The organism is Haloarcula salinisoli (assembly GCF_019599405.1).
GTDB lineage: Archaea > Halobacteriota > Halobacteria > Halobacteriales > Haloarculaceae > Haloarcula > Haloarcula salinisoli.
Window position 1 is genome coordinate 326,015 of the sequence record NZ_RKLQ01000002.1, and the last position, 23,468, is coordinate 349,482.

The 23,468-nt window shown below is 66.3% G+C and carries 22 protein-coding genes and 1 tRNA gene; 17 read left to right on the plus strand and 6 right to left on the minus strand.

Translation table 11 applies throughout. The annotated features are described in order from the left end of the window. Positions 1–45: 45 nt before the first annotated feature. Both EGD98_RS10800 and EGD98_RS10805 read right to left on the minus strand, forming a co-directional pair. Positions 46–750, minus strand: a complete 705-nt coding sequence (locus tag EGD98_RS10800; protein ID WP_220588385.1) for a DUF7504 family protein — start codon at positions 748–750, stop codon at positions 46–48. Next, positions 747–1,649: a GAF domain-containing protein gene (locus EGD98_RS10805; RefSeq protein WP_220588386.1), complete on the minus strand. Its 903-nt coding sequence runs from the start codon at positions 1,647–1,649 to the stop codon at positions 747–749. The genes EGD98_RS10800 and EGD98_RS10805 overlap by 4 nt, the downstream gene beginning before the upstream one ends. A gap of 157 nt (positions 1,650–1,806) precedes the next feature. Here EGD98_RS10805 and EGD98_RS10810 point away from each other — a divergent pair, with 157 nt between their 5' ends. The 4 genes from EGD98_RS10810 (at position 1,807) to EGD98_RS10825 (ending at position 7,628) form a co-directional block, all read left to right on the plus strand. Next, positions 1,807–3,840: a DEAD/DEAH box helicase gene (locus tag EGD98_RS10810; RefSeq protein ID WP_220588387.1), complete on the plus strand. Its 2,034-nt coding sequence runs from the start codon at positions 1,807–1,809 to the stop codon at positions 3,838–3,840. A gap of 46 nt (positions 3,841–3,886) precedes the next feature. Next, positions 3,887–5,566 (plus strand): hypothetical protein, encoded by a 1,680-nt coding sequence (locus EGD98_RS10815; protein ID WP_220588388.1) that lies wholly within the window; start codon positions 3,887–3,889, stop codon positions 5,564–5,566. 75 nt (positions 5,567–5,641) lie between these two features. Then, on the plus strand, positions 5,642–7,501 hold the full coding sequence (locus EGD98_RS10820; protein ID WP_220589398.1) for an SLC13 family permease: 1,860 nt from the start codon (positions 5,642–5,644) through the stop codon (positions 7,499–7,501). Positions 7,502–7,557: 56 nt separating this feature from the next. Continuing rightward, positions 7,558–7,628 (plus strand) — tRNA-Pro (locus EGD98_RS10825). A 155-nt stretch (positions 7,629–7,783) separates the two neighbouring features. Here EGD98_RS10825 and EGD98_RS10830 read toward each other — a convergent pair. Continuing rightward, a complete protein-coding gene (locus EGD98_RS10830; RefSeq protein ID WP_328762682.1) occupies positions 7,784–8,017 on the minus strand; it encodes a hypothetical protein in 234 nt (77 codons plus the stop codon). Positions 8,018–8,085: 68 nt separating this feature from the next. On the opposite strand from EGD98_RS10830, the gene EGD98_RS10835 reads away from it, so the two are divergent. The 10 genes from EGD98_RS10835 (at position 8,086) to EGD98_RS10880 (ending at position 18,184) form a co-directional block, all read left to right on the plus strand. Beyond that, on the plus strand, positions 8,086–8,517 hold the full coding sequence (locus EGD98_RS10835) for a group I intron-associated PD-(D/E)XK endonuclease (protein ID WP_220588389.1): 432 nt from the start codon (positions 8,086–8,088) through the stop codon (positions 8,515–8,517). Between the two features lie 76 nt (positions 8,518–8,593). Then, a complete protein-coding gene (locus EGD98_RS10840; RefSeq protein WP_220588390.1) occupies positions 8,594–9,163 on the plus strand; it encodes a metal-dependent hydrolase in 570 nt (189 codons plus the stop codon). A 101-nt stretch (positions 9,164–9,264) separates the two neighbouring features. Beyond that, positions 9,265–10,692 (plus strand): AGE family epimerase/isomerase, encoded by a 1,428-nt coding sequence (locus EGD98_RS10845; protein ID WP_236039515.1) that lies wholly within the window; start codon positions 9,265–9,267, stop codon positions 10,690–10,692. A 127-nt stretch (positions 10,693–10,819) separates the two neighbouring features. Next, the gene (locus tag EGD98_RS10850; RefSeq protein ID WP_220588391.1) at positions 10,820–14,500 is read left to right on the plus strand and encodes an LAGLIDADG family homing endonuclease; all 3,681 of its coding nucleotides are present in this window, start codon (positions 10,820–10,822) and stop codon (positions 14,498–14,500) included. Beyond that, complete coding sequence (locus EGD98_RS10855) at positions 14,500–14,772, plus strand: DUF7854 family protein (RefSeq protein WP_220588392.1); 273 nt, start codon at positions 14,500–14,502, stop codon at positions 14,770–14,772. The genes EGD98_RS10850 and EGD98_RS10855 overlap by 1 nt, the downstream gene beginning before the upstream one ends. A gap of 125 nt (positions 14,773–14,897) precedes the next feature. Continuing rightward, positions 14,898–15,467 (plus strand): DUF7504 family protein, encoded by a 570-nt coding sequence (locus EGD98_RS10860; RefSeq protein WP_220588393.1) that lies wholly within the window; start codon positions 14,898–14,900, stop codon positions 15,465–15,467. Positions 15,468–15,510: 43 nt separating this feature from the next. Then, complete coding sequence (locus tag EGD98_RS10865; protein ID WP_220588394.1) at positions 15,511–15,846, plus strand: DUF7855 family protein; 336 nt, start codon at positions 15,511–15,513, stop codon at positions 15,844–15,846. After that, a complete protein-coding gene (locus EGD98_RS10870; protein ID WP_220588395.1) occupies positions 15,843–16,664 on the plus strand; it encodes a DUF7856 family protein in 822 nt (273 codons plus the stop codon). The genes EGD98_RS10865 and EGD98_RS10870 overlap by 4 nt, the downstream gene beginning before the upstream one ends. 33 nt (positions 16,665–16,697) lie before the next feature. Beyond that, positions 16,698–17,522: a DUF7857 domain-containing protein gene (locus tag EGD98_RS10875; RefSeq protein ID WP_220588396.1), complete on the plus strand. Its 825-nt coding sequence runs from the start codon at positions 16,698–16,700 to the stop codon at positions 17,520–17,522. Beyond that, a complete protein-coding gene (locus EGD98_RS10880; RefSeq protein WP_220588397.1) occupies positions 17,519–18,184 on the plus strand; it encodes a MinD/ParA family ATP-binding protein in 666 nt (221 codons plus the stop codon). The genes EGD98_RS10875 and EGD98_RS10880 overlap by 4 nt, the downstream gene beginning before the upstream one ends. Here the strand turns inward: EGD98_RS10880 and EGD98_RS10885 are convergent. Next, positions 18,163–19,023 carry a transcription initiation factor IIB gene (locus tag EGD98_RS10885; protein WP_220588398.1) on the minus strand — a complete coding sequence of 287 codons (861 nt, stop codon included), beginning with the start codon at positions 19,021–19,023 and terminating at the stop codon, positions 18,163–18,165. The two genes, EGD98_RS10880 and EGD98_RS10885, sit on opposite strands and share 22 nt — an antisense overlap. A gap of 170 nt (positions 19,024–19,193) precedes the next feature. On the opposite strand from EGD98_RS10885, the gene EGD98_RS10890 reads away from it, so the two are divergent. From EGD98_RS10890 to EGD98_RS10900, 3 genes are all read left to right on the plus strand, one after another. Continuing rightward, positions 19,194–19,688 (plus strand): DUF7858 family protein, encoded by a 495-nt coding sequence (locus tag EGD98_RS10890; RefSeq protein WP_220588399.1) that lies wholly within the window; start codon positions 19,194–19,196, stop codon positions 19,686–19,688. Between the two features lie 94 nt (positions 19,689–19,782). Further along, positions 19,783–21,306, plus strand: coding sequence for a glutamate-cysteine ligase family protein (locus EGD98_RS10895; protein WP_220588400.1), 1,524 nt, complete (start codon positions 19,783–19,785; stop codon positions 21,304–21,306). After that, positions 21,303–21,530: a hypothetical protein gene (locus EGD98_RS10900; protein ID WP_220588401.1), complete on the plus strand. Its 228-nt coding sequence runs from the start codon at positions 21,303–21,305 to the stop codon at positions 21,528–21,530. Before EGD98_RS10895 ends, EGD98_RS10900 begins: the two co-directional genes overlap by 4 nt. Here EGD98_RS10900 and EGD98_RS10905 read toward each other — a convergent pair. After that, complete coding sequence (locus tag EGD98_RS10905; protein WP_220588402.1) at positions 21,516–21,965, minus strand: TIGR00725 family protein; 450 nt, start codon at positions 21,963–21,965, stop codon at positions 21,516–21,518. The genes EGD98_RS10900 and EGD98_RS10905 overlap by 15 nt on opposite strands. A gap of 40 nt (positions 21,966–22,005) precedes the next feature. After that, the gene (phaC, locus tag EGD98_RS10910; protein WP_220588403.1) at positions 22,006–23,466 is read right to left on the minus strand and encodes a class III poly(R)-hydroxyalkanoic acid synthase subunit PhaC; all 1,461 of its coding nucleotides are present in this window, start codon (positions 23,464–23,466) and stop codon (positions 22,006–22,008) included. Positions 23,467–23,468 lie beyond the last annotated feature (2 nt).

Consider the following 23,468-nt stretch of genomic DNA (forward strand, 5'->3'; position numbering starts at 1 on the left):
CCGCCATACGCGGGCGACGGTGATAAGGCCGGTGTGCCAGCCCGGCTACGAGCGGCGCTGCGGGCTGCTGGTCGTGAGCGGAGTGACGGAATCCCACTCGTCCAGCTCGGCTCCGGGAGCGCCGGTACGCACTTGCACCTCGCCCTCCTCGGTCCGTCGGACCTCGACGCGCAGGTCACAGAAGTGCTCGAAGACGTCGACCGCGACGTCCGGGTGCAGCGAGCTATCGATGTGAAACACCCCCAGGTCGCCGGTCGCGATGACTCGCCCCGTCAGCATGTGGACGAACCGGGAGACGGTCTGGAGGTCCGAGTGGGAAAGCAGCGACGAGATAGAGAAGACGCCGATTCTGACCCGCGCGTAGCCGCTCTGGCGGAGCTTCTCGTAGAGCGTTCCGAACTCGGTCTCGATGGCGATGAGGTCGCCGGGGCCGTCGATTGGTGCGGCGAGCTGGTCGAACCGGTGGTCCTCGTCTGCCGTCCCCGAACAGTCGATGACGGCGGTCCGGCTCGGGTCCAGGGTATCGGTCACAGCGTCGGCCTCGTCGAGCAGTTCACGGCCGCAGACGTCCGCCGACAGCAGGAGCTGGCTCTCGTTGCGGTAGCTCTCGACAGCCGTCAGTCCCAGGGCGACCGACCGGGCGCCCGAGTCCGTCGCCCCCGACACGAGGATGTTGGTGCCGGGCGCGACGCCGTCCGGGAGCAGGGGCGCCGGGAACCCGAACCGTATCCCGGGCCGGTTCGCTGTCACGTCACACCTCCGCTGGGAGCTTCGACCTCCCTGGGGTGGCGAACCACCTCCAGCCAGTCCATCACCTCGGCCGCCAGCAGCGAGAGAAATTCGCGGTCGGACTCGGTGAACGGGCGGGGCTCCTCGTCGTAGATACACACCGTCCCGACGGGGTACCCCTCGCTGGTGTTGATGGTCGCCCCCGCGTAGAAGCGGATATCACCGTCGTCGGAATCGATTGTCGCCTCGAACCGCGGGTCGGCCAGTGTGTCTTCGACGACAGAGACGCCGTCGTGCAAAATCGTGTAGGTACACACCGACCCCTCGCGCGGGGTCCTGTCCCAGGAGGTGCCAGTACAGGCCAGAATTTCCTGGGTCCGCTCGGTGAGGATGGCCACGGAACTGTACGGGGCCTCGAAGTGGTCGGCCGCGAGGTCGCTGATGCGTCCGACCGCCCTGACAAACCGCTCGTCGTTCAGGTTGTAGGACTCCAGCACTTCGAGTCGCTCCGTTTCGCTGGGCGGAACGGGATAGGAGGTCTGGCTCCGGTTTTCCGCCGTGCTCTTGACCAGCTGGACCACTCGGGCGCCCGTCGCCGGCTGGTTTCCGGGAACGAACTCCAGCACCAGCCCGGGGCTGGCCTCCTCGGTGACCTGGTCCAGGGACACATCGGTCACGAGAATCGCCCCGGTGTCGGGCGACGTCTCCCGGAGGTGGGTGATAACGTCGATGCCCGTTCCGTCGGGGAGGTCGTAGGCCGTGACCACGCAGTCGACGAGGGTGTCCGCGATGAACGCCTTGGCCTCCTCGACAGTCGTCTTCCAGTAGACACTGATGTCGGGGTCGCTGATGAGCTCCCGGAGTGGCGACGTGTCGGCGGTGGCCTCCGGTGAGATGAAGACTGTCGTTATCTCGTCCATCGACCCGCCTCCTCGGATGTCTCTCCCCTCATAGCTAGCTGTACAGAACTACGCATAGCTACCCTTCTCGCCCGACCAATAAAAGTTGGAGGTATGACACGTATCTGGGTGGCCGATGCCGAGCCAGTAAAGTAGCTCCCCGAGCGTAGTGACGCCCGTGTCGAAGCAGGCTGCGAAGGTCGAGACGCTGTTCCTCCACGAACACGGCGAGGACGTCCGCGTCGTCGGCCAGCGCGACGGCGGGCGGCTCTTTCGTGGGGTCCTCGAACTGAAGGAGACGGACGCGGGACCACGCCCCCGCCGGCTCCGCATCGAGGACGGCTCCGGCGAGCAGCTGCGCTCGCCCGACCAGTTCGTCGAACTGGCCCGGCGTGCGACCCGCATCCGCATCTCCCAGCAGACGTCTGCGAGGGCCCGCGACCGCATCAAAGAGATGCTCGACGGCTATCAGCTGGAGGCGAAGGTCGTCCGGACCTGCCGCTTCTGTGCCTCGGCGGGGCGATACTCGCCCATCACGAGCGAAACGGCCATCGAGGCCGACGGCGAGTCCATCTGCCCCGAGTGTGCGAGCCAGGAGCTGGACCGCCAGCTCGCCTTCGACGGCGCCATCACGGGCGACGCACGCGAGCGGCTGGAGGAACTCCTGCTCGAGGTCCAGGACCTGGACCGCATCACGAACTTGCTTTCGGGCCAGCTGGACCCCGACCTCACGAAGTTCGACGAGATATCGGCCACGACCGAGGACGTCGACCCCGTCCGGGTGGACTCGCTGGGACTCCATCCGGGCATCCAGCAACACCTCGAATCGCGGTTCGAGACGCTGCTGCCCGTCCAGAGTCTCGCCGTCGAACACGGCGCGACCTACGGCGAGGACCAGCTCGTCGTCTCCGCCACCGCGACCGGGAAGACGCTCGTCGGCGAGATGGCCGGGCTGGACAGGGTGCTCAACGGGGAGGGGAAGATGCTCTTTCTCGTGCCGCTGGTCGCCCTGGCCAACCAGAAGTACAACGATTTCAAGGACCGCTACGGCGATATGGTCGAGGTCTCACTGCGCGTGGGCGCGAGTCGCATCGCCGACGAGGGCGGCCGCTTTGACCCCGGCGCGGACATCATCGTCGGCACCTACGAAGGTATCGACCACGCGCTCCGGACCGGCAAGGACCTGGGTAACGTCGGTACCGTGGTCATCGACGAGGTCCACACGCTGGGCGAGGACGAGCGTGGGCATCGACTGGACGGCCTGATTTCCCGACTGAAATACTACTGTGAGGAAGCCGACTCCGACACCCAGTGGATATACCTCTCGGCGACGGTCGGCAACCCGAGCCAGCTGGCGAAGAAGCTGCGGGCGAAACTCATCGAGTTCGAGGAGCGTCCGGTCCCCATCGAGCGCCACGTCACCTTCGCCGACGGCCGCGAGAAGATAGAGACCGAGAAGAAACTCGTCAAGCGGGCCTTCGACTCGAAATCGAGCAAGGGGTATCGGGGCCAGACCATCATCTTCACCAACTCCCGGCGGCGCTGTCACCAGATATCCCGGAAGCTGAACTACTCCTCGGCGCCGTATCACGCCGGGCTCGACAACCGCAAGCGCAAGCGCGTCGAGAAGCAGTTCGCCGACCAGGAGCTCGCGGCGGTGGTCACCACGGCCGCCCTGGCTGCCGGGGTCGACTTCCCTGCCTCGCAGGTCATCTTCGACTCGCTGGCGATGGGTATCGAGTGGCTCACCGTCCAGGAGTTCAGTCAGATGCTGGGCCGGGCCGGTCGGCCCGACTACCACGACAAGGGGACGGTGTACGTCCTCGTCGAACCCGACTGCACCTACCACAACAGCATGGAGATGACCGAGGACGAGGTGGCGTTCAAGCTCCTCAAGGGGGAGATGGAGCCCGTCATCACCCGCTACGACGAGGGCGCGGCCGTCGAGGAGACGCTCGCGAACGTCACCGTCGCCGGCAAGCAGGCAAAGCGGCTCAACGACCGCATGGTCGGCGAAGTGCCGACGAAACACGCGCTGGGCAAGCTGCTCGAGTACGAGTTCATCGACGGCCTGGAACCGACGCCGCTGGGTCGCGCAGTGACGAGGCACTTTCTCGCGCCCGACGAGTCGTTCCAGCTGCTGGACGGCATCCGCAAAGGCCGGGACCCCTACGACATCGTCGCCGAGATGGAGCTACGCGACGAACACTGATACTCGGGCCCCTAACTTCTTGTAGCCACACAGTCTTGCGGTGTGCATGGGGCTGTTCGATAGTATTCGGCGCGTGGTCGGCGGCGGCGACGCCAGCGACGCCGACGACACCGACGACGATGCGGCGACACAGCCTGACGTAATCGACACCCGCGACCTCGACGAGGCCGCGCTCCGCGAGCGGGCAGCGGGCGTCGCCGACGAGGTCTCGGTACTCGACTTCTCGCTTTCCTCGCTGGAACAGTTCGACGACGCTATCGACGCTGGTTACGACGAGGACCTCGCCACCTCGGACACACCGGGGGCCTACGCCACCGACACTGTTCGCTTTGGCTGTTACCTCGGCGAGGTGCTCATCCGCGTCTACGGCGGCGAGTGGACACAGAATCCGGACTGGGGCGTCACCATCTCCGGCCCAGACGGCACCACCACCGTCGCCGTCTTCGACGTGGCGGAACGCTCGATAACCTCGGGCGCGGTGTTCGCCGCCGTCGCCGACCGGGCCGCAGACGAGGTCGGCCTCGACGGTACCGAGCCAGCCGCCGACGACCCGGACGCGGGGACGGACCAGCAGGCAGACGCCGGGGCGGCTGCCGAGGACGAACCGACGACCACGGACCCGGGCGAAGACGAGCCGCCGACAGACGAACCAGCTGCCGAGGCATCGAGTGACGAACCGACTTTCGAGAATCTGAGCGACGAGTCGACTGCCGAGCCAGCGGACGACGAACCGGCTTTCGAGAATCTGGGCGACGAGTCGACCGTCGAGACAGCGGACGACGGACCGAGCGTTGCGGAACCGGGCGACGACGCGACCGTCGAGACAGCGGACGACGGACCGAGCGTTGCGGAACCGGGCGACGACGCGACCGTCGAGACAGCGGACGACGAATCGGACGGTGAGGCGGCGGACACGGGGACCGACGTTCCCGACCCGGCGTCGGCCGACCCGTCCCTGAGCGAGGCTGCCCGCGAGGCCGTCGAGCGCGTCATGGCGGAGGAAGGCACTGACTCGCTCATCGAGGAAGCGGAGCCGGGGACAGCGGCGGACGCCACTGGTGCCGACGCGACGCCAGCGGACGAGTCTGCCGACCCGGCGTCGGCCGACCCGTCCGAGTCACAGACCGTCGACGCACCCGACCCCTCGGAGTCGCTGTTCGACGACGAGACGGCCGGAACGGGGCCGACGGTGGCCGACGCCCCCTCGGCGGCGGACGGTCCCCCAGCGGGCTCGTCCGAACCCGCAGACCCCGACAGCGCCGACGCGCCGTCCGACGACCAGGACGACGAGCGAACCGACGGCCCGGACCCGACGGACGGGGATGGGCTCCGTGCGACCTACGCGGAAGCGGCCGAGGAACTCGTCTCGTTCTGGACGGAGTACGACCTCGACTACTCCCCCGACTCGCTGGAGCGACTCGACGCGCTGGTCAGCGCGGAGTGGGACGACGACCGGTTCGACGACGCCGACTTTGGCAACGACGCCTCCTTCGACGACCGCGTGTTCACCAGCGTCTCCACGGAGCTGGGCGGCTACTTCGGCGAGGTGCTCGTCCGGGAGCTCGACGCCGAGTGGAGCGACGAGGCGTCCACCGACGGCGTCGTCGTCGAGGGCGCCGACGGCCCGCTGGCCATTCCGGTGTTCAAGGTCGCTGGCACATCCATCAAGCAACAGCCGGTGTTCGCCCGGAGCTACGACTCGCTGCTCTCTGACCTGGATAGGTAGACACCGTCAATCCCCACGCTTTTGCTCCCCCCTGTCTACCAGGGTACTGTGTCGCTGCCTCCGATTACGCCCGCGATGGCGTTCGTCTTTTGCCTGATACTCGCAGCGCTCGTGCTCTTTGCGACCGAGCTCGTCCCCGTCGACGTGACGGCCATCGCCGTCATGGTGGCGCTGCTCGCCGTCGAGCCGGTGACGGCCACCTTCGTCGACCTGAACCTGTTGGCGGAACCGCTGTACGTCCTCCACCAGCCGGGCGACGACATCTCACCACTGGCCCAGGGACTGTCCGGCTTTGCCTCGACGGCGACGATTACCGTGCTCGCGATGTTCATCCTCTCGGACGGCGTCCAGCGGACCGGCATCATCCAGTTGCTCGGCGCGAAACTCACCTCACTGACCGGCGACAGCGAGACGAAGCAACTGGGGGCGACGGTCGGGCTGGTGGGTCCCATCTCCGGGTTCATCAACAACACCGCCGCGGTCGCCATCCTGCTGCCGATGGTGACAGACATCGCACACGAGGGCAACACGTCGCCGTCGAAGCTGCTCCTCCCACTGTCCTATGCCTCGATGTTCGGCGGGATGCTCACCCTCATCGGAACCTCGACGAACATCCTCGCCTCGCAGCTGTCGGCCGAACTGCTGGGCCGTCCGTTCAGTATGTTCGAGTTCACCCAGCTCGGCATCGTCGTCACCATCGTCGGCACCGTCTACCTGCTGACGGTCGGCCGGTGGCTCGTCCCCGGGCGTATCCAGCCCCGCGAGGACCTCACCGACGAGTTCGAGATGGCCGACTACCTCACCGAGGTGGTCGTCCGCGAGGACTCGCCCATCGTCGGCCAGACGGTTCGAGAGGCCATCGCGGCGACCGAACTCGACGTCGACGTCGTCCAGCTGGTCCGGGACAAGCGGACGTTCCTCGAACCGCTCGACCAGAAGACGATACGCGCCGGCGACGTCTTCGCCGTCCGGACCGACCGCGATACGCTGGTCGAACTGTTAGACCTCGACGGGCTAGATATGGTCCCGGACGTGACCGTCGACGACGCCGAACTCGAACGGGCCAGCGACCAGCAGAACCTCATCGAGCTCGTCGTCTCGCCCGGCTCCTCGCTCGTCGGCGAGACGCTGGCCTCCTCGAACTTCCGTCAGCGCTACGACGCGACGGTACTGGCGCTCCGGCGCGGCCGCGAGCTGTTCCGCCAGCGGATGGACCGCATCCGGCTGAAGGTCGGGGACACGCTGCTGGTCCAGGCCACCGTCGACTCCATCGACCGCCTCGACGTCAACCGCGATTTCATCGTCGCCAAGGAGGTCGAACGCCCCGACTACCGCAAGTCGAAGGTTCCCGTCGCCGTCGGTATCGTCGCCGCCGTCGTCGGCGTCGCCGCGCTCACCCAGGTTCACATCGTCGTCGCCGCGCTCGGCGGCTCGCTGGCGATGGTCCTGACTGGCTGTCTCCGTCCGGGCGAGCTGTACGACGCTGTCCAGTGGGACGTCATTTTCCTTCTGGCCGGCGTCATCCCGCTCGGTATCGCCCTGCAGGAGACCGGCGGGGCCGACCTCATCGCCGACCTGTTCGTGCTCGCTGCGCCCGGCCTGCCCGCGATTCTGGTGCTCGGACTGATGTACGTCGTCACCGCCGTGCTCACCAACATCATCTCGAACAACGCCTCCGTCGTGCTGATGATTCCCGTCGCCGTCGAGGCCGCCGGGCAACTGGGCGCCAACGCCTTCGCGTTCGTGCTCGCCGTCACCTTCGCCGCCTCGACGGCCTTCATGACGCCTGTGGGGTATCAGACCAACCTGCTCGTCTACGGGCCCGGCGGCTACCGCTTTACCGACTACCTGAAGGTCGGCGCGCCGCTACAGGCCGTTTTCGCCGTCGTGACGACGCTCGGCATCGCCTATTTCTGGGGCCTTGCGCCGGCGTGACACGGTCCCGGGCGCAACGAAACCCTTTACTCGGTGACGGGCCGATTGAGATGCGCGGGACCATGGGTTAGTGGTATACTCCAAGCCTTGGGTGCTTGTGACCCCGGTTCGAATCCGGGTGGTCCCATTTCTACCCGACCGCACCGCCGAGCACCGCAAAGCGTGTGCGGGTTCATCTCCGGTCGCGATGCGTGGGTCACGACGCGGATTCGAACCCTGGAAGACGAGCGAAGCGAGTCTTCATCCGGTTCGAATCCGGGTGGTCCCACTCCGCTTCCCGTTCTACTCCTCGTCACTGTCACAGACCACCGACACGAGTTCGTCATAGAGTGTTGGGTGGTGTCGTTCGAGCAGTTCGAGGTCGTCCGGTAGCTCTTCGTGAATTCGACGACGCGCTCGTGACACCGCCTCGTGCCGCCGCTGTTCGTTTGCTGAATCACCAGCTATTCGCTCCCGCTCTTTCTCGGTCAACAGCGCTCTGGACATTTCGTGCCAGACCGTTCTGACTCCGGACACTAAGCACAGAAGGTTGCGTATTTACGCAACTTTATATACTAATATACGTAAAATCCACGTAGAATATCATGAAATCACACGAGCGGGGCGACGCAACAGAGGCACGGGTCATTGCAGAGTTGAAAGAGCGAGGGATACCAGTCGCTATCCCATTTAGCGATAACCAGCGGTACGACATCGTCGTCGAAACGCCGGCAGCCGAATTACTCCGAATTCAAATCAAAACTGGGCGGTTACATGATGGGAAAATCGACTTTCACGGCAAATCTCAGCACACGAACTCGGCCGGAAACACCTACCAGACGTACGACGGTGACGTCGATTACTTCCTCGTTTATACGCCGACACTCGACAGTCTTCACGCGATTGGCGAGCACGAGTTCGAGACACGAATTCGCCTGCGGGTCGACGAGCCGGAACAGGCCGATTCGAGCATCAACTGGGCCGACGAGTACGAGTTCGACGACCGCTGGCCGTTGCAGCCGACGCGACAATCGTAGCCCGGCGCTAGCGGTCAAGACCGCCTAACATATTTTAGAGCTAACATGTTTCCGACTGAAGCCCCTCGTCGCTACCATGGTAGACGTCCTCGGCCACCTCGGGATGGCGCTGCTCTGGCTCGCGCCCGTCTGGTACTTCGTCGACCACCGGCGGACCGCGGCGCTGGTCGTCGGCGGCGGGTTCTGGTTCGGGATGCTCCCGGACGTCGACCTGCTGCTTTCGAACTGGTTCGCGGGGATTCACCACCACGGGGTCCTTCACACGGTGCTGGCCGCCACGGCATTCGCGGTGGTCCTCGGGCCGCTGGTCGGGCTGGTGTTTCGTCGTATCGGGGAGCGCACGGACGCGACGTGGTTTTCCGCGCGGGCCCGAGAGCGCCCGACGGTCATCGGCGCCATCACCGTCTTCGTCACGGGCGTCGCGCACGTCTTCGCCGATATGCTGTCGGCGCCGGACGTCTCAACGCGAATCGAACCGCTCTGGCCGGTGGTGAAAGGCCCCGTCGTCATGATGGACCTGCTCTGGTACCAGTCGTGGTGGGCGACCTGGGGGCTGTTCGTCCTCGGCGTCACGGTCAACGCGGCGGCGTGGTATCTGACCGACGGGCCGGAGGCATCGGCGGCGGCGGGGACGGCCGCCGAGTGACCTTCGGCCTGGCTCGTCCGGTACGCCAACACAGTGTCGGCCCCGGCCCCCACGCTATACGAACCGTCTCCGGCCAGCCCGCACCAACCTGGGACACGCAGCTGGCGATTGCCGAGAACACCGAGCTTATCGACCACTTCGAGGAGTTCTACTGCAACGAGGTCGGTGCGTTCGCCCAGAAGTCGCTGTACATCGACTGGGACGACCTCTACCGCTTCGACCAGAACCTGCCCGTCGACGTCTCGCTCGGGCAGGCCCAGGTCCGCATCAGCAGCCGCGCGATCCCACTTCTCCGTCCCCGACAGTGGCCCGATCACCCGAACGTTCATGCGACGACGGCCAGTCACCTCTCTACTATGTCCGACTACAGCGACCCGGACTGGCTCCGAAGTCGGATACGGGCGATACTGGCGTTCTACCATCCGACGTGTCTCGACGACCACCACGGGGGATTCATCCCGCAACTCGACACCGAGACGGGCGCGGTGTACGACCGCGAGAGCAAGCACCTCGTTGCCACGGCGCGGTTCACTCGGAACTTCGCCCTTGCGTACGACCGCTTCGGTGAGGAGCGGTGGGCCGAGGCCGCGACCCGCGGCGTGCGGTTCCTCCACGACCAGTTCCGTGACGCCGACCGGGGCGGCTATCACTGGCTGCTGGAGGGGACGACGGCCGTCGACAGCCGGCGGTTCTGTTACGGGCATGCGTTCGTCGTCCTCGCCTACGCCCGGGCGGCGGCCGCCGGGATACCGAACGCCGCGGCCCATCTCGCCGACGCGTGGTCGCTCGTCGACGACCGGTTCTACGACCCCGGACAGGGGCTCTATCGGAGCGTCTACGACCCCGACTGGGCCCACGCAAGTAGCTATCGCGGGCAGAACGCGAACATGCACCTCTGCGAGGCGGCACTGGTCGCGGCCGAGGCGACCGGCGACCGGCAGTACAGCGACCGCGCGGCGACGGTCGCAGAACGCCTCTGTGTCGACCTCGCCGACGACGGCCGCATCTGGGAGCACTACGACAGCGACTGGACGCCGGACTACGACTACAACCGCGACGAGCCGACCCACCAGTTCCGGCCGTGGGGCTACCAGCCTGGCCACCACGCCGAGTGGGCGAAACTGCTCGCAGTTCTGGACAGTTACGTCGACGACGACTGGCCTGCAGCCCGGGCGACTGACCTGTTCGAGACGGCGCTGATGGGTTGGGACGACGACCGCGGCGGCTTCTACTACACGCTCGATACGGACGGTGACCCTCTGGTTGACGACAAGTACGGGTGGGCGGTCGCTGAGGCAATCGGTGCGGCAGCGGCCCTGGCCGCCCACACCGGGGAGGACAGGTATCGGGACTGGTACGACCGCCTGTGGACGTACGCGATAGATAATCTGACTGCCCCATCCGGTAACTGGTATGAACGGGTCGACGCGGCAAACGAACCATATCAGACCGGGGACGGCCCCGCTGTTGAGCCCGGCTACCACCCTATCGGCGCGTGTGACGAGGCGCTTCGGAGTCTCTGCGAGTGACCCGGACTCACCCCTTCGTTTCACAGCCGAACCAACTGCAGTCACCCACTCCACCGGCCACCGGATACACTTCCACCCCGCCATACCAACCTTCTTAGGCCAGCCCGCACAAACCCTGTACACTCAGATGGCGACTGCCGAGAACACCGAGCTCATCGACCGCTTCGAGGAGTTCTATCGCAACTACTACCGCAACGAGATCGGTGAGCTCGCCCAGAAGTACCCCAACGACCAGAAGTCGCTGTACATCGACTGGGACGACCTCTACCGCTTCGACCAGGACCTGGCCGACGACTACCGCACGAAACCCAGCCAGCTCCAGGAGTTCGCCGAGGAGGCCCTTAGACTGTACGACCTGCCGGTCGACGTCTCGCTGGGCCAGGCCCACGTCCGGGTGCGCAATCTCCCCGAATCGGAGGACATCCGTGACATCCGCCACGAACACCACGGCAACCTCATCTCCGTACAGGGTATCGTCCGCAAGGCGACGGACGTCCGCCCGAAGGTCACCGAGGCGGCCTTCGAGTGCCAGCGCTGTGGCACCCTCTCGCGCATCCCCCAGACAGCCGGCGACTTCCAGGAGCCCCACGAGTGCCAGGGCTGTGAGCGCCAGGGCCCCTTCCGGCTCAACACCGACCAGTCGCAGTTCATCGACGCCCAGAAGATTCGTGTCCAGGAGTCACCCGAGGGCCTGCGGGGTGGCGAGACGCCACAGTCCATCGACATCAACGTCGAGGACGACATCACCGGCACGGTGACTGCGGGCGACCACGTCCGCGCGACCGGCATCCTCAAGCTAGACCAGCAGGGCTCGGACCAGGACAAGTCCCCGATGTTCGACATCTACATGGACGGTGTCAGCATCGTCATCGAGGACGAGCAGTTCGAGGACATGGACATCACCGACGCCGACAAGAAGGAAATCGTCGAGCTCTCGAACGAGGCCGACATCTACGACCAGATGGTCGGGGCCATCGCGCCCTCCATCTACGGCTACGAGAAGGAGAAGCTCGCGATGATGCTCCAGCTGTTCTCCGGGGTGACCAAGGAGCTTCCTGACGGGTCTCGGATACGTGGGGACCTCCATATGCTCCTGATAGGGGACCCAGGGACGGGTAAGTGCCAAAAATTTGACACAAAGGTGATGATGGCGGATGGGACAGAGCGCCAGTTAGGCGAGCTTGTCGAGTCACATCTGGATGACCCCAAGGAGATAGACGACGGCGTGTATCAGGAGACGAACTTCGAGGTACAGACCGTCGGCGACGACGGGTCAGTCACGACCGGATCGGCCACGAAAGTTTGGAAGCGGGAGGCCCCGGAAACGCTATACGAAATTCAGACACAGAGCGGCCGTAGCGTGACTGTTACACCATCTCACCCACTGTTTGTACAGTCGGATCTCTCGCTTTCGGCGAGACGGGCCGATGAGCTTTCCCAGGGAGATTTCCTTGCTGTCCCCGGCTGGCTGCGTGGTGACTGGGACAACACGCTGAACGTGGACCACAGATGCGTTGACCAACCGAACGCCAACTCGCTGAATACCCCTGAAAGGGTGACCCCTCCCCTATCTCGCTTACTCGGGTACGTCATCGCAGAGGGACACATCACGGACGGTGAATCGAACGGCAGCGTCACAGTGACCAATGCTGACGAAGAGATAATCGAAGAGACGATAGCTGCTATCGAGTCGTTGGGCCTGCGTGCGACGAGGCGAACCCACCATACTAACGATGCTGTCGAACTCGCTTGCTGTTCGTCTGTTGAGCTGGTTGAGTTCTTCCGCGAACTCGAACCGGCAATGCTGGACGCGTCCGCTGAACAGCGGGTTCCGGAGTGTCTGTTCCGTGCGACACCGGCGAACAAACGCGCGTTCCTCCGAGCCTACGTCGACAGCGAGGGGACGGTGTCACCGAAAGAACGCGAAATTGCGATCGGTTCGGTGAGTCGGGACCTACTTGAGGGTGTCCAGACGTTACTCCTGACATTCGGGATTACGAGCCATCTTGAAGCCAGGAGCGGGGGTAGCTACCGGCTGCGAATCAGTGGTGAAGACTTTGTCACCTATCTCGACCAGATTGGCTTCGTGACGGCCCGCAAAACAAACGCATCAGCAGCCTTTGACGGGACCTCACGGAACACTAATACCGAAATCGTTCCTAACCTCTCGACAGATCTCAAACGGATACGGGAGGCACTTGCCCTCTCACAGTTCGACTGCGGTGTCCCACGGACGACGTACCAGCACTACGAGCGCGGTGACAGAAACCCCGGATGTGATAGTCTACTGAACGTCATCGAGACGTTCGAACAGCGACTGCAATGGTTCCGAGACGCCAGAGAGCGAGTTGAAAACGGTGAATGGAACGATGTAGAAGACCTACGTACGGAACTGAACATCTCTCAAGCCGATCTCGCAACGGGAATGGACGTTACACAGACCGCAGTTAGTTACTACGAGCGAAACGACGCGATACCGGACGGAGGTGTGGTCTCGGACGCTAAAGAGGCTGTCTTGCAACGGATAGACCGTGGACTTTCGGTTTCGACTGATGTACAGCGGCTCCGCACGCTCGCAACTGGTGATATCGAGTGGGACCCGATCACATCGATCGAGGAGATAGAGACTGCTGAGGAGTGGGTTTACGACCTCGAAATAGAGGGAACCCACAACTACGTCTCGAACGGTGTCGTCTCGCACAACTCCCAGATGTTGTCGTATATCGAACAAATCGCGCCCCGCTCTGTCTACACCTCGGGCAAAGGTTCCTCCAGCGCGGGTCTCACCGCTGCGGCGGTTCGGGACGACTTCGGGGACGGCCAGCAGTGGACGCTCGAAGCGGGGGCCCTGGTGCTCGCGGACCAGGGCATCGCGGCGGTCGACGAGCTGGACAAGATGAGCCCGGAGGACCGCTCGGCGATGCACGAGGCCCTCGAACAGCAGCGCATCAGCGTCTCCAAAGCGGGTATCAACGCCACGCTCAAGTCCCGATGTTCGCTGCTCGGCGCGGCGAACCCCAAGTACGGCCGCTTCGACCAGTACGAACCCATCGGCGAGCAGATAGACCTCGAACCCGCCCTCATCTCCCGATTCGACCTTATCTTCACGGTCACCGACAAGCCCGACGAGGAGAAAGACCGGGACCTCGCCGAGCACATCGTCCAGACCAACTACGCGGGGGAACTCCACACCCACCGGACGAACAACCCGACCTCGAACTACACCGAGGAGGAGGTCGACACCGTCACCGACGAGGTGGCCCCGACCATCGAACCCGAGCTCCTGCGGAAGTACATCGCCTACTCGAAGCGAAACTGCTTCCCGACGATGACCGAGGAGGCCAAAACCCGCATCGAGGACTTCTACGTCGACCTGCGGATGAAAGGCCAGGACGAGGACGCGCCGGTGCCGGTCACGGCCCGGAAGCTAGAGGCGCTCGTCCGGCTGGCGGAGGCCTCTGCTCGCATCCGTCTCTCCGACACCGTCGAGGAGTCAGACGCCGACCGCGCGGTCGAGATTGCCCACTACTGCCTGAAAGAGATCGGTGTCGACCCCGAGACGGGCGAGTTCGACGCCGACGTGGTCGAGACGGGCACCTCCAAGACCCAGCGCGACCGCATCCAGAACATCCGCGGCATCATCAACGACATCGAGGACGAGTACGACGAGGGCGCACCCATCGACGTCGTCGTCGAGCGCGCCGAGGAGGTCGGCATCGACGAGTCCAAGGCCGAACACGAGATCGAGAAGCTCAAACAGCGCGGCGAGGTGTACGAACCCCGCACCGACCACCTCCGAACCACCTGATGGACCGAATCAGCGCTCTCAGGAACGTCGAGGACGCCCTGGCGACCTTCGAGGCCGGCGACTGTTCGCTGTCGGAGCTAGAGTCGGACGTGCGCGGAATTCTCAGAACGTACGCGGCCGATTTCGAAGGCGAGATGCAGGCCTACCGGGCGAACGGCGCCGGGGCGACTGACGGGCTGGTCGTCCTCGCGGCCTCGGCACCGGAGGCCCGCGACCGGGTCGCCGCGCTGGTCGAGGAGGCCGGCGACTTCACCGTCTCCCCGGTCGAGTGAGACTGGTGGCTGTAACAAACTGAAGGAGTTTGCCACCGCGATTTTCTTTACGAACTTACAGCCACCAGTACGAACCGCCCGTGCGAGGGAAGCTGTTTTAGTGACAGCCGCTGAGACACTACCCGATGCGCACGCTCCGCGAAGCTGTCGGCGACGCCACGTCGGTGCTGGTGTGTACGTCGTCGATGGGACCCGAGAACAGCTGCGTGGAACTGCTCTCGACGACGACTCCCGAGACGACGGTCCTCTGGGTCACCTACAGCCGTCCACCGTCGGCCTGTATCGAGACCTTCCGGGAGGCCGACGCGTCGGGGTCGTTGTCGGTCATCGCCGTCGGCGATATGCCGACCGAGACCGACGGGGCCGACGACGTGACCGTCAAGTCGGTGTCGACACCGGACGACCTCACCGGGCTGGGAATCACCCTCAGCCAGGCGCTCTCGACCCACGAGGACGCGGTCGTCTGCTTCGACTCGCTGACCGTGTTGCTCCAGTACGTGGAGACTGAGACGGCCTACGAGTTCCTCAACGCCCTCACCGGGCACCTCTATGCGGCCGACGCCCGGGCACACTTCCATCTCGACCCCGCTGCCCACGACACCCAGACCATCGACGCGCTCGCGTCGCTGTTCGACGCTATCGTCGAGCGCGAGGACGGCGAGTGGTCGGTCCGGCGGCGACAATTGTTGCAGTAGCGAGAACTAAAATTTAACTGCCAGTGAGGCGACAGTTCGGCCCGTGCTGCTGGTCGTCACCTACACGCGGGCGGCGCGTCGCGACCTGCGGAACGTCTGTCGAGCCCACGAGGAGACGGTCGTCCGACAATTCGGTCGGGCGGCGTTGCTCTCGGCGACGGAGTTCGGGGCGTTCCAGGCGCTCAGACTCCGTGAGAAACACGGCCTCGACGTCCAGCTAGAGCGGGTTCGCCCGTTCGAGCCCGAGGATGTCCCCGACCGCGTTCGCGAGGCCGCACGGGCCTACGAAGCCCGCGAGACCCCCTCGATACCGTACCGACAGTTCGCCAGCGGGCGTGACCTTCCCGGGGCCGACCAGCTGCGGGGTGAGGAGCTGTGAAACTCCACGTCTGCGGGACGGCCTACGAGGGGCGGGTCGTCGATTTGCGGTGCCAGCCAGTCGACGGTGCGACCGTGGCCGCGGCGATTCGAGGTACCTGGCCGCTGCCGGCCGTCGACGCCCCGGCGGCGGGTCCGGTGTACGACTACTGCGGGCACGTCCACCCGTCGATGGGGCTCCGGACGAAGACGGCGCTGGCCGCCGCCGCCCGCTCTAGGGGACACGAGACGGCCCACGACGACACCATCGCCGAGCTTCGCGAGCGGCTGGCCGACCTCGACCGGGCCGAACCCACCCTCCCGAGCGCGCGGGAGTCGGTCGACGACGCTACCGTCGCCGAGCTGCGGGAGTCGGCCGCAACGGCCCGTGGTCGGCTCGAAGCCCGCGAGACGCTCGGAGCCGAGACGGCCGAGATACGGGCAGAGGTGCGCGAGACCACCCGAACACTCGCAAAGCGGGAGACCGAACGCACCGCCGCCCGGCAGAGCCGACAGCAGCGACGCGACCGCGCTCGGGAGTACCGGGACCGACAGGCCAGGCGTCGCCGGCTGGCCGACCGGCTGGCGAACCGTCGGCGCGACGCCCGCCGCGACCTCGTCGACGCGGTCGCCGAGAACTTCGTGGCTGCCCTCGAGGCCGTCCCCGGCCCGCCGGCGGCGGACCGACCCGACGACCCAGGCGACGTCCCGCCAGTCCCGGCCGCGCTGGCCGTCCTCAGGCTCGCCCGAACCGACGCCCCGGTGGTCGTAGCGACCGACCGTTTCGCCACCCCGACGGCCGCCGCCGACTGGCTCTCGGCCCCGGTCGTCCGGTGCTGAGATTTAAATCCGAGTGGGGGTGCACCACGCCCTATGGTTACGTTCGACTGTTCGGCCAGCCACCACGACGGGGTGACGCTGGTCACCGTCCACCTGCGGGATATCGCCGAGCCCACGCGGGTGACCGTTCGGAACTGCCTCGACGGCCCGGTGTGGCCCCCGCGCAGCGAGGGCCTCCCGGAGGCCGGCTGGACGGCGAGTGGGTTCTCGGGCGTCCTCACGCCGGGCTCGCACGCGCTGGGCTATGCGACGCCGGCCCGGCCCGAGGCGCCGCCGGCCGAACTCGCCGACGTCACGGCCGCTCCGGAGACAGACACTGGGGAGACGCGCTCGACCAGTCCTGCCGACGTGGTCCGTGAGCTGGGTGACCCGTCGCCGCCGGCTGACGCTGTGCCGGCGGCCCAACTGTCGCCGCCGGCTGACGCTGTGCCGGCGGCCGAATCGTCGCCGGAGCCCACAGCGCCCGGTGAGGACGGCGATACACAGCCCACAGCGGAACGTGCTGAGTCTCCGACCACGGCAGCGACGCCCGTCGCGGACGAAGACGGTGCTCCTGGCGACCGCTCACCCGATAGCGACGCCGAGGGCGACCACACCGCGGGACTCCCCCCGGAACTCGGCCCGTGGCTGGCCGAGATGGAACGGCGGACCGACACTGCCGAGGCGCTCGCGGTCGCCGAGACACTCCCCGAGGCGACGAGAGCGGTCAACGAGGCCGGTGGCCTCGACGGGGTCCGGGCGCTCGCCGACGCCGGGGACGAGGCACAGCTCAGACGCCTCGCCCGGCGGGCGCGCCGGCTCGCCGACCGGCGCGCGCGGGCGACGATACCGGTGGAGACGCTGGCCGCGCTCGCATGATTCTGGCCGTCACCGGGGGGAAGGGCGGCGTCGGCAAGTCGACGGTCGCGTACAACCTGGCGGCCCAGTTAGACGGCGTCGTCGTCGACGGCGACCTCGCCATGGCGGACCTGCCGGCGGGCCACGGCCCGGACCTCCACGACGTGCTGGCGGGGCGGGCGACACCTGCCGAAGCCGTCCGCGAGGACGGGCCGGTGACGATGGTCCCCTGTGGTCGGACCCTCGCCGGCGCCCGGGCGGTCGACCCGACGCAACTGGCCGACACGCTCGAGACGCTCGACCGCACCCACCGCTGGGTCGTGGTGGACTCGCCCGCCGGGCTGCGCGCCGACGTGGGCCTCCCGCTCGCGGTCGCCGACGCGGCGGTGCTGGTGACGACCGACTCGACCGCCGCGCTGGCCGACGCGCTCCGGGTGCGTGAACTCGCCAGAGAACTGGACGCCGGGCTCTGTCGGGTGGTGCTCAACCGGGTCGGGGCCGACCCGTCGACTGCCACCGTCGCCGACCGATTCGGGGCCCCCGTCGTTACGGTTCCGGACAGTGACGCCCTGGCGACGGCCCAGCGCCACGGCCACCCCGTCGACCGGACCGCGCCCGACTCCGCGGCGGCGACGGCCTTCGAGAACCTCGCGGCCGCCGTCTATTCCTGTAGCGCCGTGTAGGTCGTCCGCAGCGTCACCGGCGTCACGTCGGCCACGTCAGCGGCCTCGGCCTGCGTGAGTTCGACGTCTTGCTCCTGTGCTGCAGTGTAGAGACAGGCCGCGGCGACGCCCGCGGGATTGCGGCCGCCGATGAGGCCCCGTTCGCGCGCCTCGTCGACGAGTTGCTCTGCTCGGTTCCGGAGTTCATCAGGCAGCTCCAGCGCGGTCGCAAAGCGGGGGACGTACTCCCGCGGGTCGATGGGCCCGGTCGGCAAGCCCAGCTCGCGGTTCAGGGCGTCGTAGGCCGCCCGAAGTTCGTCGGGGTCCGCGCGAGCGGCCCGACACAGCTCCTCGACGGTCCGGGCGACCCCCTCGGTCCGGCAGGTGGCATACACCGTCGCCGCGGCGAAGCCCTCCAGCGAGCGCCCCTGGAGCAGGTCCTCTTTTTGAGCCGACTCGAAGAGCACACAGGCCCGGTCGCGGATGGCCGCCGAGAGCCCCAGGGAGCCGACGATACGGCGTATCTCCGTGAAGGCGTACACCTGGTTGCGCTCGCGCTTGGAGCTGACCTGCGCCCGGCGGTGTTGCCGGCGGAGTCGCGCCATCTGTCTGCGCTTGCGCCCCTTGAGTCGCGTCGACCGACCGATCTCCGTCGAGAGCCCGCGGTCGTGACGGGACCGGGTCAGCGGCGCCCCGGTCCGCGCGCTGTCGGTCTCGTCGTCCTCGAAGCTGCGCCACTCGGGGCCCCGGTCAATGCTGTCCTCGCCGACGACCAGCCCGCAGTGGGCACAGACGGTCTCACAGCCGTCCTGTTTCAGCGACCCGTCGCACTCTGGACAACCAGCGGTTGTCGTAGACATACTCGAAGCTACGGCTGCCAGGGTGGTTAAAAAACCGGCGGGAGCAGGGCTGTATGGCGACTCTGACGATATTTCACCAACCGGTTACCGGTAGGTAGATACTCCGCCCTCCCGACGACGCACCCGCGAGAACCCCACTCTTAAATTCGAAGCTGCCGAACCCGGAACCAATGGGCCTTGCCGACATCGCCGCCGGCATCGAGGTGACCGACCGCCAGCGCGAGCGCGGCGTCGCGGCCGTCGACGACACCGACGACTCACTCGCCGAGCGACTGGCTCCTTTCGCCGACGAGCTCCCCTGTGACCCCGAGGCGGCGGCGACGGTCGTGGACGCGTACGCGAGCGGCCGCGCCGTCGACGATTGCGGCCACGTCGCCGACGTGCCGCCGGTCACGGCCGCCAAGACGCTTCACTTGCTGGGCGAGCAGGTCTCGCCGGTCGGCCCGACTGGACGCGAGGTCGTCGCCGACTGGCTCGACGGACGGCTCTCCCGCAGCGACGCGATGGCACTCGCTGGTGTCGGCGAGCGCACCTTCGCGCTTGCGGCCTACGTCGAGAGCACGGACCCGCTGCCCGAGGCTCGCGACGCGGTGGAGGGCGCACTCGTGACCGAGGACGCCGACCCGCTGGGGGAAGCTCGGAGTGATGTGGACGAGCTGCTGTGAGTCTCTGTGCGAACGAACTCTCGGCTCCGTCCCTGGTTCTGAAACACCCGTCCGCTGGACCACGCTTTTCACTCCTCGCCGAGAACCCGGGGATATGTCGGCATCCGAACTGGCGGCGGCGGTGGGTCGGGCCCTCGACGTGGATGGGGAGGCGTTCCACGAGCGGGCACGCGAAGAGGCGACACAGCTCAAAGAGGAGATTCGCTCGGGGACCTTCGACAACACCGAGGCCATCGTCGGGATGGAGCTGGAGCTGTACGCCGTCGACGACCAGACCGACGCCCTGCGCCGGGTGCCACGCCAGCTGCTGGAGCTCATCGGCTTCGAGAAGGAACTGGGACTTCACAACGCGGAGATGCAGACCAGTCCCCAACCCCTCAATTCCCACGGGCTGGCCGCCCAGCGCGACGAGCTGAAGGCGTCGCTGCTCCCGGCCCAGCAGCGGGTTCGCAGTGAGGGGATTCGGCTGGTCTCGGACGGGATGTGGACGGTCCCGCCCAACGGCGAGACCGCTCGGGACTACCTCTGTGACTGCGTCGAGGAGGGCGGGGTGCGTATCGGGACGAACATGACCGACGCGGTGCGGTACCACACGATGGCCAACACGGAGTACCCGTCGGCGTTCGAACTCGACGCCCCACACGTCTCCCTCACGGCCGAGACGGTGATGCCAGAGGCGCTCATCACCTCCATCCAGCCCCACTACCAGATCCCACACGCCCCCGACCTCCCCGAGTACTTCAGCTACGCGCTGCGCATCGCCGCGCCGGTGCTGGCACTGGGTGTCAACTCACCCTTCTTCCCGCCCGACCTCTACGACGACGCGCCCGAGGAGGAAATCGTCGCCGACGCCCACATGGAGAACCGCATCGGCGTCTTCGAGTCCGTGCTCAACCCGCCCGAGGGCGATTCGACGCCGCCGAAGGTGTGTTTCCCGCCCGACTTCGACAGCGTGGAGGACGCCATCGACGACATCGTCGAGGACGACACCATCGTCCCCCGACAGCTCCAGTCGGGCACCCGCTTCGACGACGACTTCGTCCACTTCCGGCACAAACACGGCTCGTACTGGCGGTGGGTCCGCCCGGTTTTCGAGGGCCCCACTCGGTCGGCCGCCAACGCCCGCATCGAGTTCCGGCCGCTGCCCGCCCAGCCGACCGTCGACGACGCCATCGCTTTCGAGGCGCTCGTGGCCGGGCTGATGGAGAGCCTGGTCCGCTTCGAACACCCGATACAGTCACAGGACTGGGAGACAGCGAAGGCAAACTTCTACGCGGCCACCCGTGACGGGCTCGAGGCCGACATCGAGTGGGTCACCGCCGACGGTGCGACGACGACGGCGACCGACGAGATATACGGCGAGCTGTTCGAACACGCTCGCGAAGGACTCGAAGGGCGCGGGCTCTCGACGGAGGCCGCCCACGAGTATCTCCGACCGCTGCGCGAGCGGGTCGACCGCCGGATGACGCCTGCCCGCTGGAAACACGACTACGTCCGAAAGCGCGTCGCGGAGAACGTCCCGCTGGCCGAGGCTATCTGGGGGATGCAAAACGCCTACATCAGTCAGCAGGAGGAGACCCTGCTCGAAGGGACGTTCCTCGACTGGCTCGACAAATGAAGCTCTCCGACACAGAGCGAACGTTGCTGTGGGTGGGCAGCGCGCTCGCCGGTGTCGTCCACCTCGCCATCCCTGGCTTCCTCCTGTGGCTCGGTGGGCTGTCGTACCGGTGGTTCCTGCGGGTCGAGTTCGACCCGAAACCGGGGGCACGAGGCCGGGTTCGCCTCGTCGGGCTGGGCTTTCTGGCGGTCGCCGCCGCCCTCCGCCGGCTACTGGACCGCTGATGCGGATTCGACGTAGTCGACGGCCGCCTCGGCGGTCTCGACGTGTTCGATTCCTTCGAGGGAATGCGCTCCGATACCGGCCAGCGGACGGTCCATGTCGAGCGCGTGACCGAGCTCCGAGAGCGTCCCGGTACTGCCGTCGACAGCGATGACCGCGTCGCCGTTCATGACCACGAGGACGTTCCGAGCGTTGCCCATCCCCGTCGCGATAGCGGTCTCGACGTAGTCGTTGGCGCTCTTGCGGTCCTCGTTTGGCAAGATACCGATGGTGTGACCACCCGTCTCGCGGGCGCCCGCACAGACCGCTTCCATCACGCCGCCGAGGCCACCACAGACGACCTCGTGGCCGCGCTCGCCGAGTAACCGGCCCACGTCGCGGGCCTGTTCGTACTCCCTGTCCGTGACTGTCGAGCCGCCGATGACGGCAACGCGCATGTCCCGGCTACCACCCGAGAGACAGAAAAGAAACCGCTTCTCAGAGCTGGTCGAGCCAGTCCTGGGCCTGCGAGGGGGAGGCGTTGGTTATCTCGGCCAGTTCGGCGGCGTCGTGTGCTGCCAGGTCCTCGACTGTCTCGACGCCGGCGTCGTGGAGCCGGTCGGCGTAGGTCGGGCCGATACCCGAGACGGTGTCGACGCCTGCGGCGCCTTCCTCGACATCGTCTTCGGCGGTCGCCACGTCGGCTTCCGCGTCGTCGCTCTCGTCGTTCGATTCCGCGTCCGCTTCGGCGCCCTCGACGGCGTCACTGGCGGCGTCGGCGACCTCTTCGACGGCCGCCTGGGCGTTCTCTTCGGGGGACTCGACCTCGATGTCGACCTCGTCGTGGTTGCGCTCGCTGTACCACTCGGCCACGTCGGGCCAGAGGTCAGCGTGCGTCGACGAGGAGACCGAGAGCCCGATGTGGCCCGTCGAGAACTCCATTATCTCCGTGTCGTCGCTCGGGATGACCTCGTTGAACGGTTTCGAGGCCGCCGCGGGAACGAGGTGGTCGTACTCGCCCATCAGCTGGAGGACGGGCATGTCGATGTTCTGGATGTCGACGTGCTCGCCTTCCAGTTCGAGCTCGTTCTTGTAGAGCTTGTTCTCCTGGTAGATGTCCTCCAGGAACTGGACGTAGGTCTCGCCGGCGACGTCGATGCCGTCACCGAGCCACTTCTCCATCCGGCCGAAGTTCTCGACGAACGACTCGTTTTCCATGTTCTCGGCGAACCGGATGTACTTCGAGACGTAGTTCTCGACGGGGTCCATCAGCGCAAAGCCCACGTCAAGCATCTCGGCGGGGACGTTGCCGAAGGTGTCGGTCACGTCCGAGGGCGAGTAGTACTCGCCAGCGCCCCACTCTTCGAGGACGCCGCCGGTCTGGTCGAAACAGAGGCCGGCGGCCATGAGGCCGAGCGTGTTGACCTTCTCACTGTGGAGGGCGGTGTACATCACCGACATCGTCCCGCCCATGCAGTAACCGAGCAGGTTGATAGCGTCCTCGCCGGAGCGGTCTCGGACCACGTCGACGCAGTTGTCGATGTAGCGGTTGACGTAGTCGTCGAGGGTGAGATGCTGGTCGAGCCGCGAGGGCTCGTTCCAGTCGATGAGGTAGACGTCGTGGCCCGCTTCGAGCAGGCGCCGCACGACGGAGCGTTCCTCCTGCAGGTCGAGGATGTACGGGCGGTTGATGAGCGCGTAGACGATGAGGATGGGGACCGACTCCTTGTCCGCCTCGTCGACCTCGATGCCGGCGGCCTCGGCGTCGTAGTGGAGGAGTTCGAGCTTGTTCTCCTCGTAGACGACCTCGGAGGGCGTCTGGCCCACTTCGACGGACTCCATCAGTTCGAGGCGCTCGTCGGCGACCGACGACATCTCGACGGCTTCGGTCATCGAGTCCAGCGTCTGGCGCTGGAAGTCGAGCGCGGCCGCAAAGGGGTTGAGGGGGTTGGATGACATGA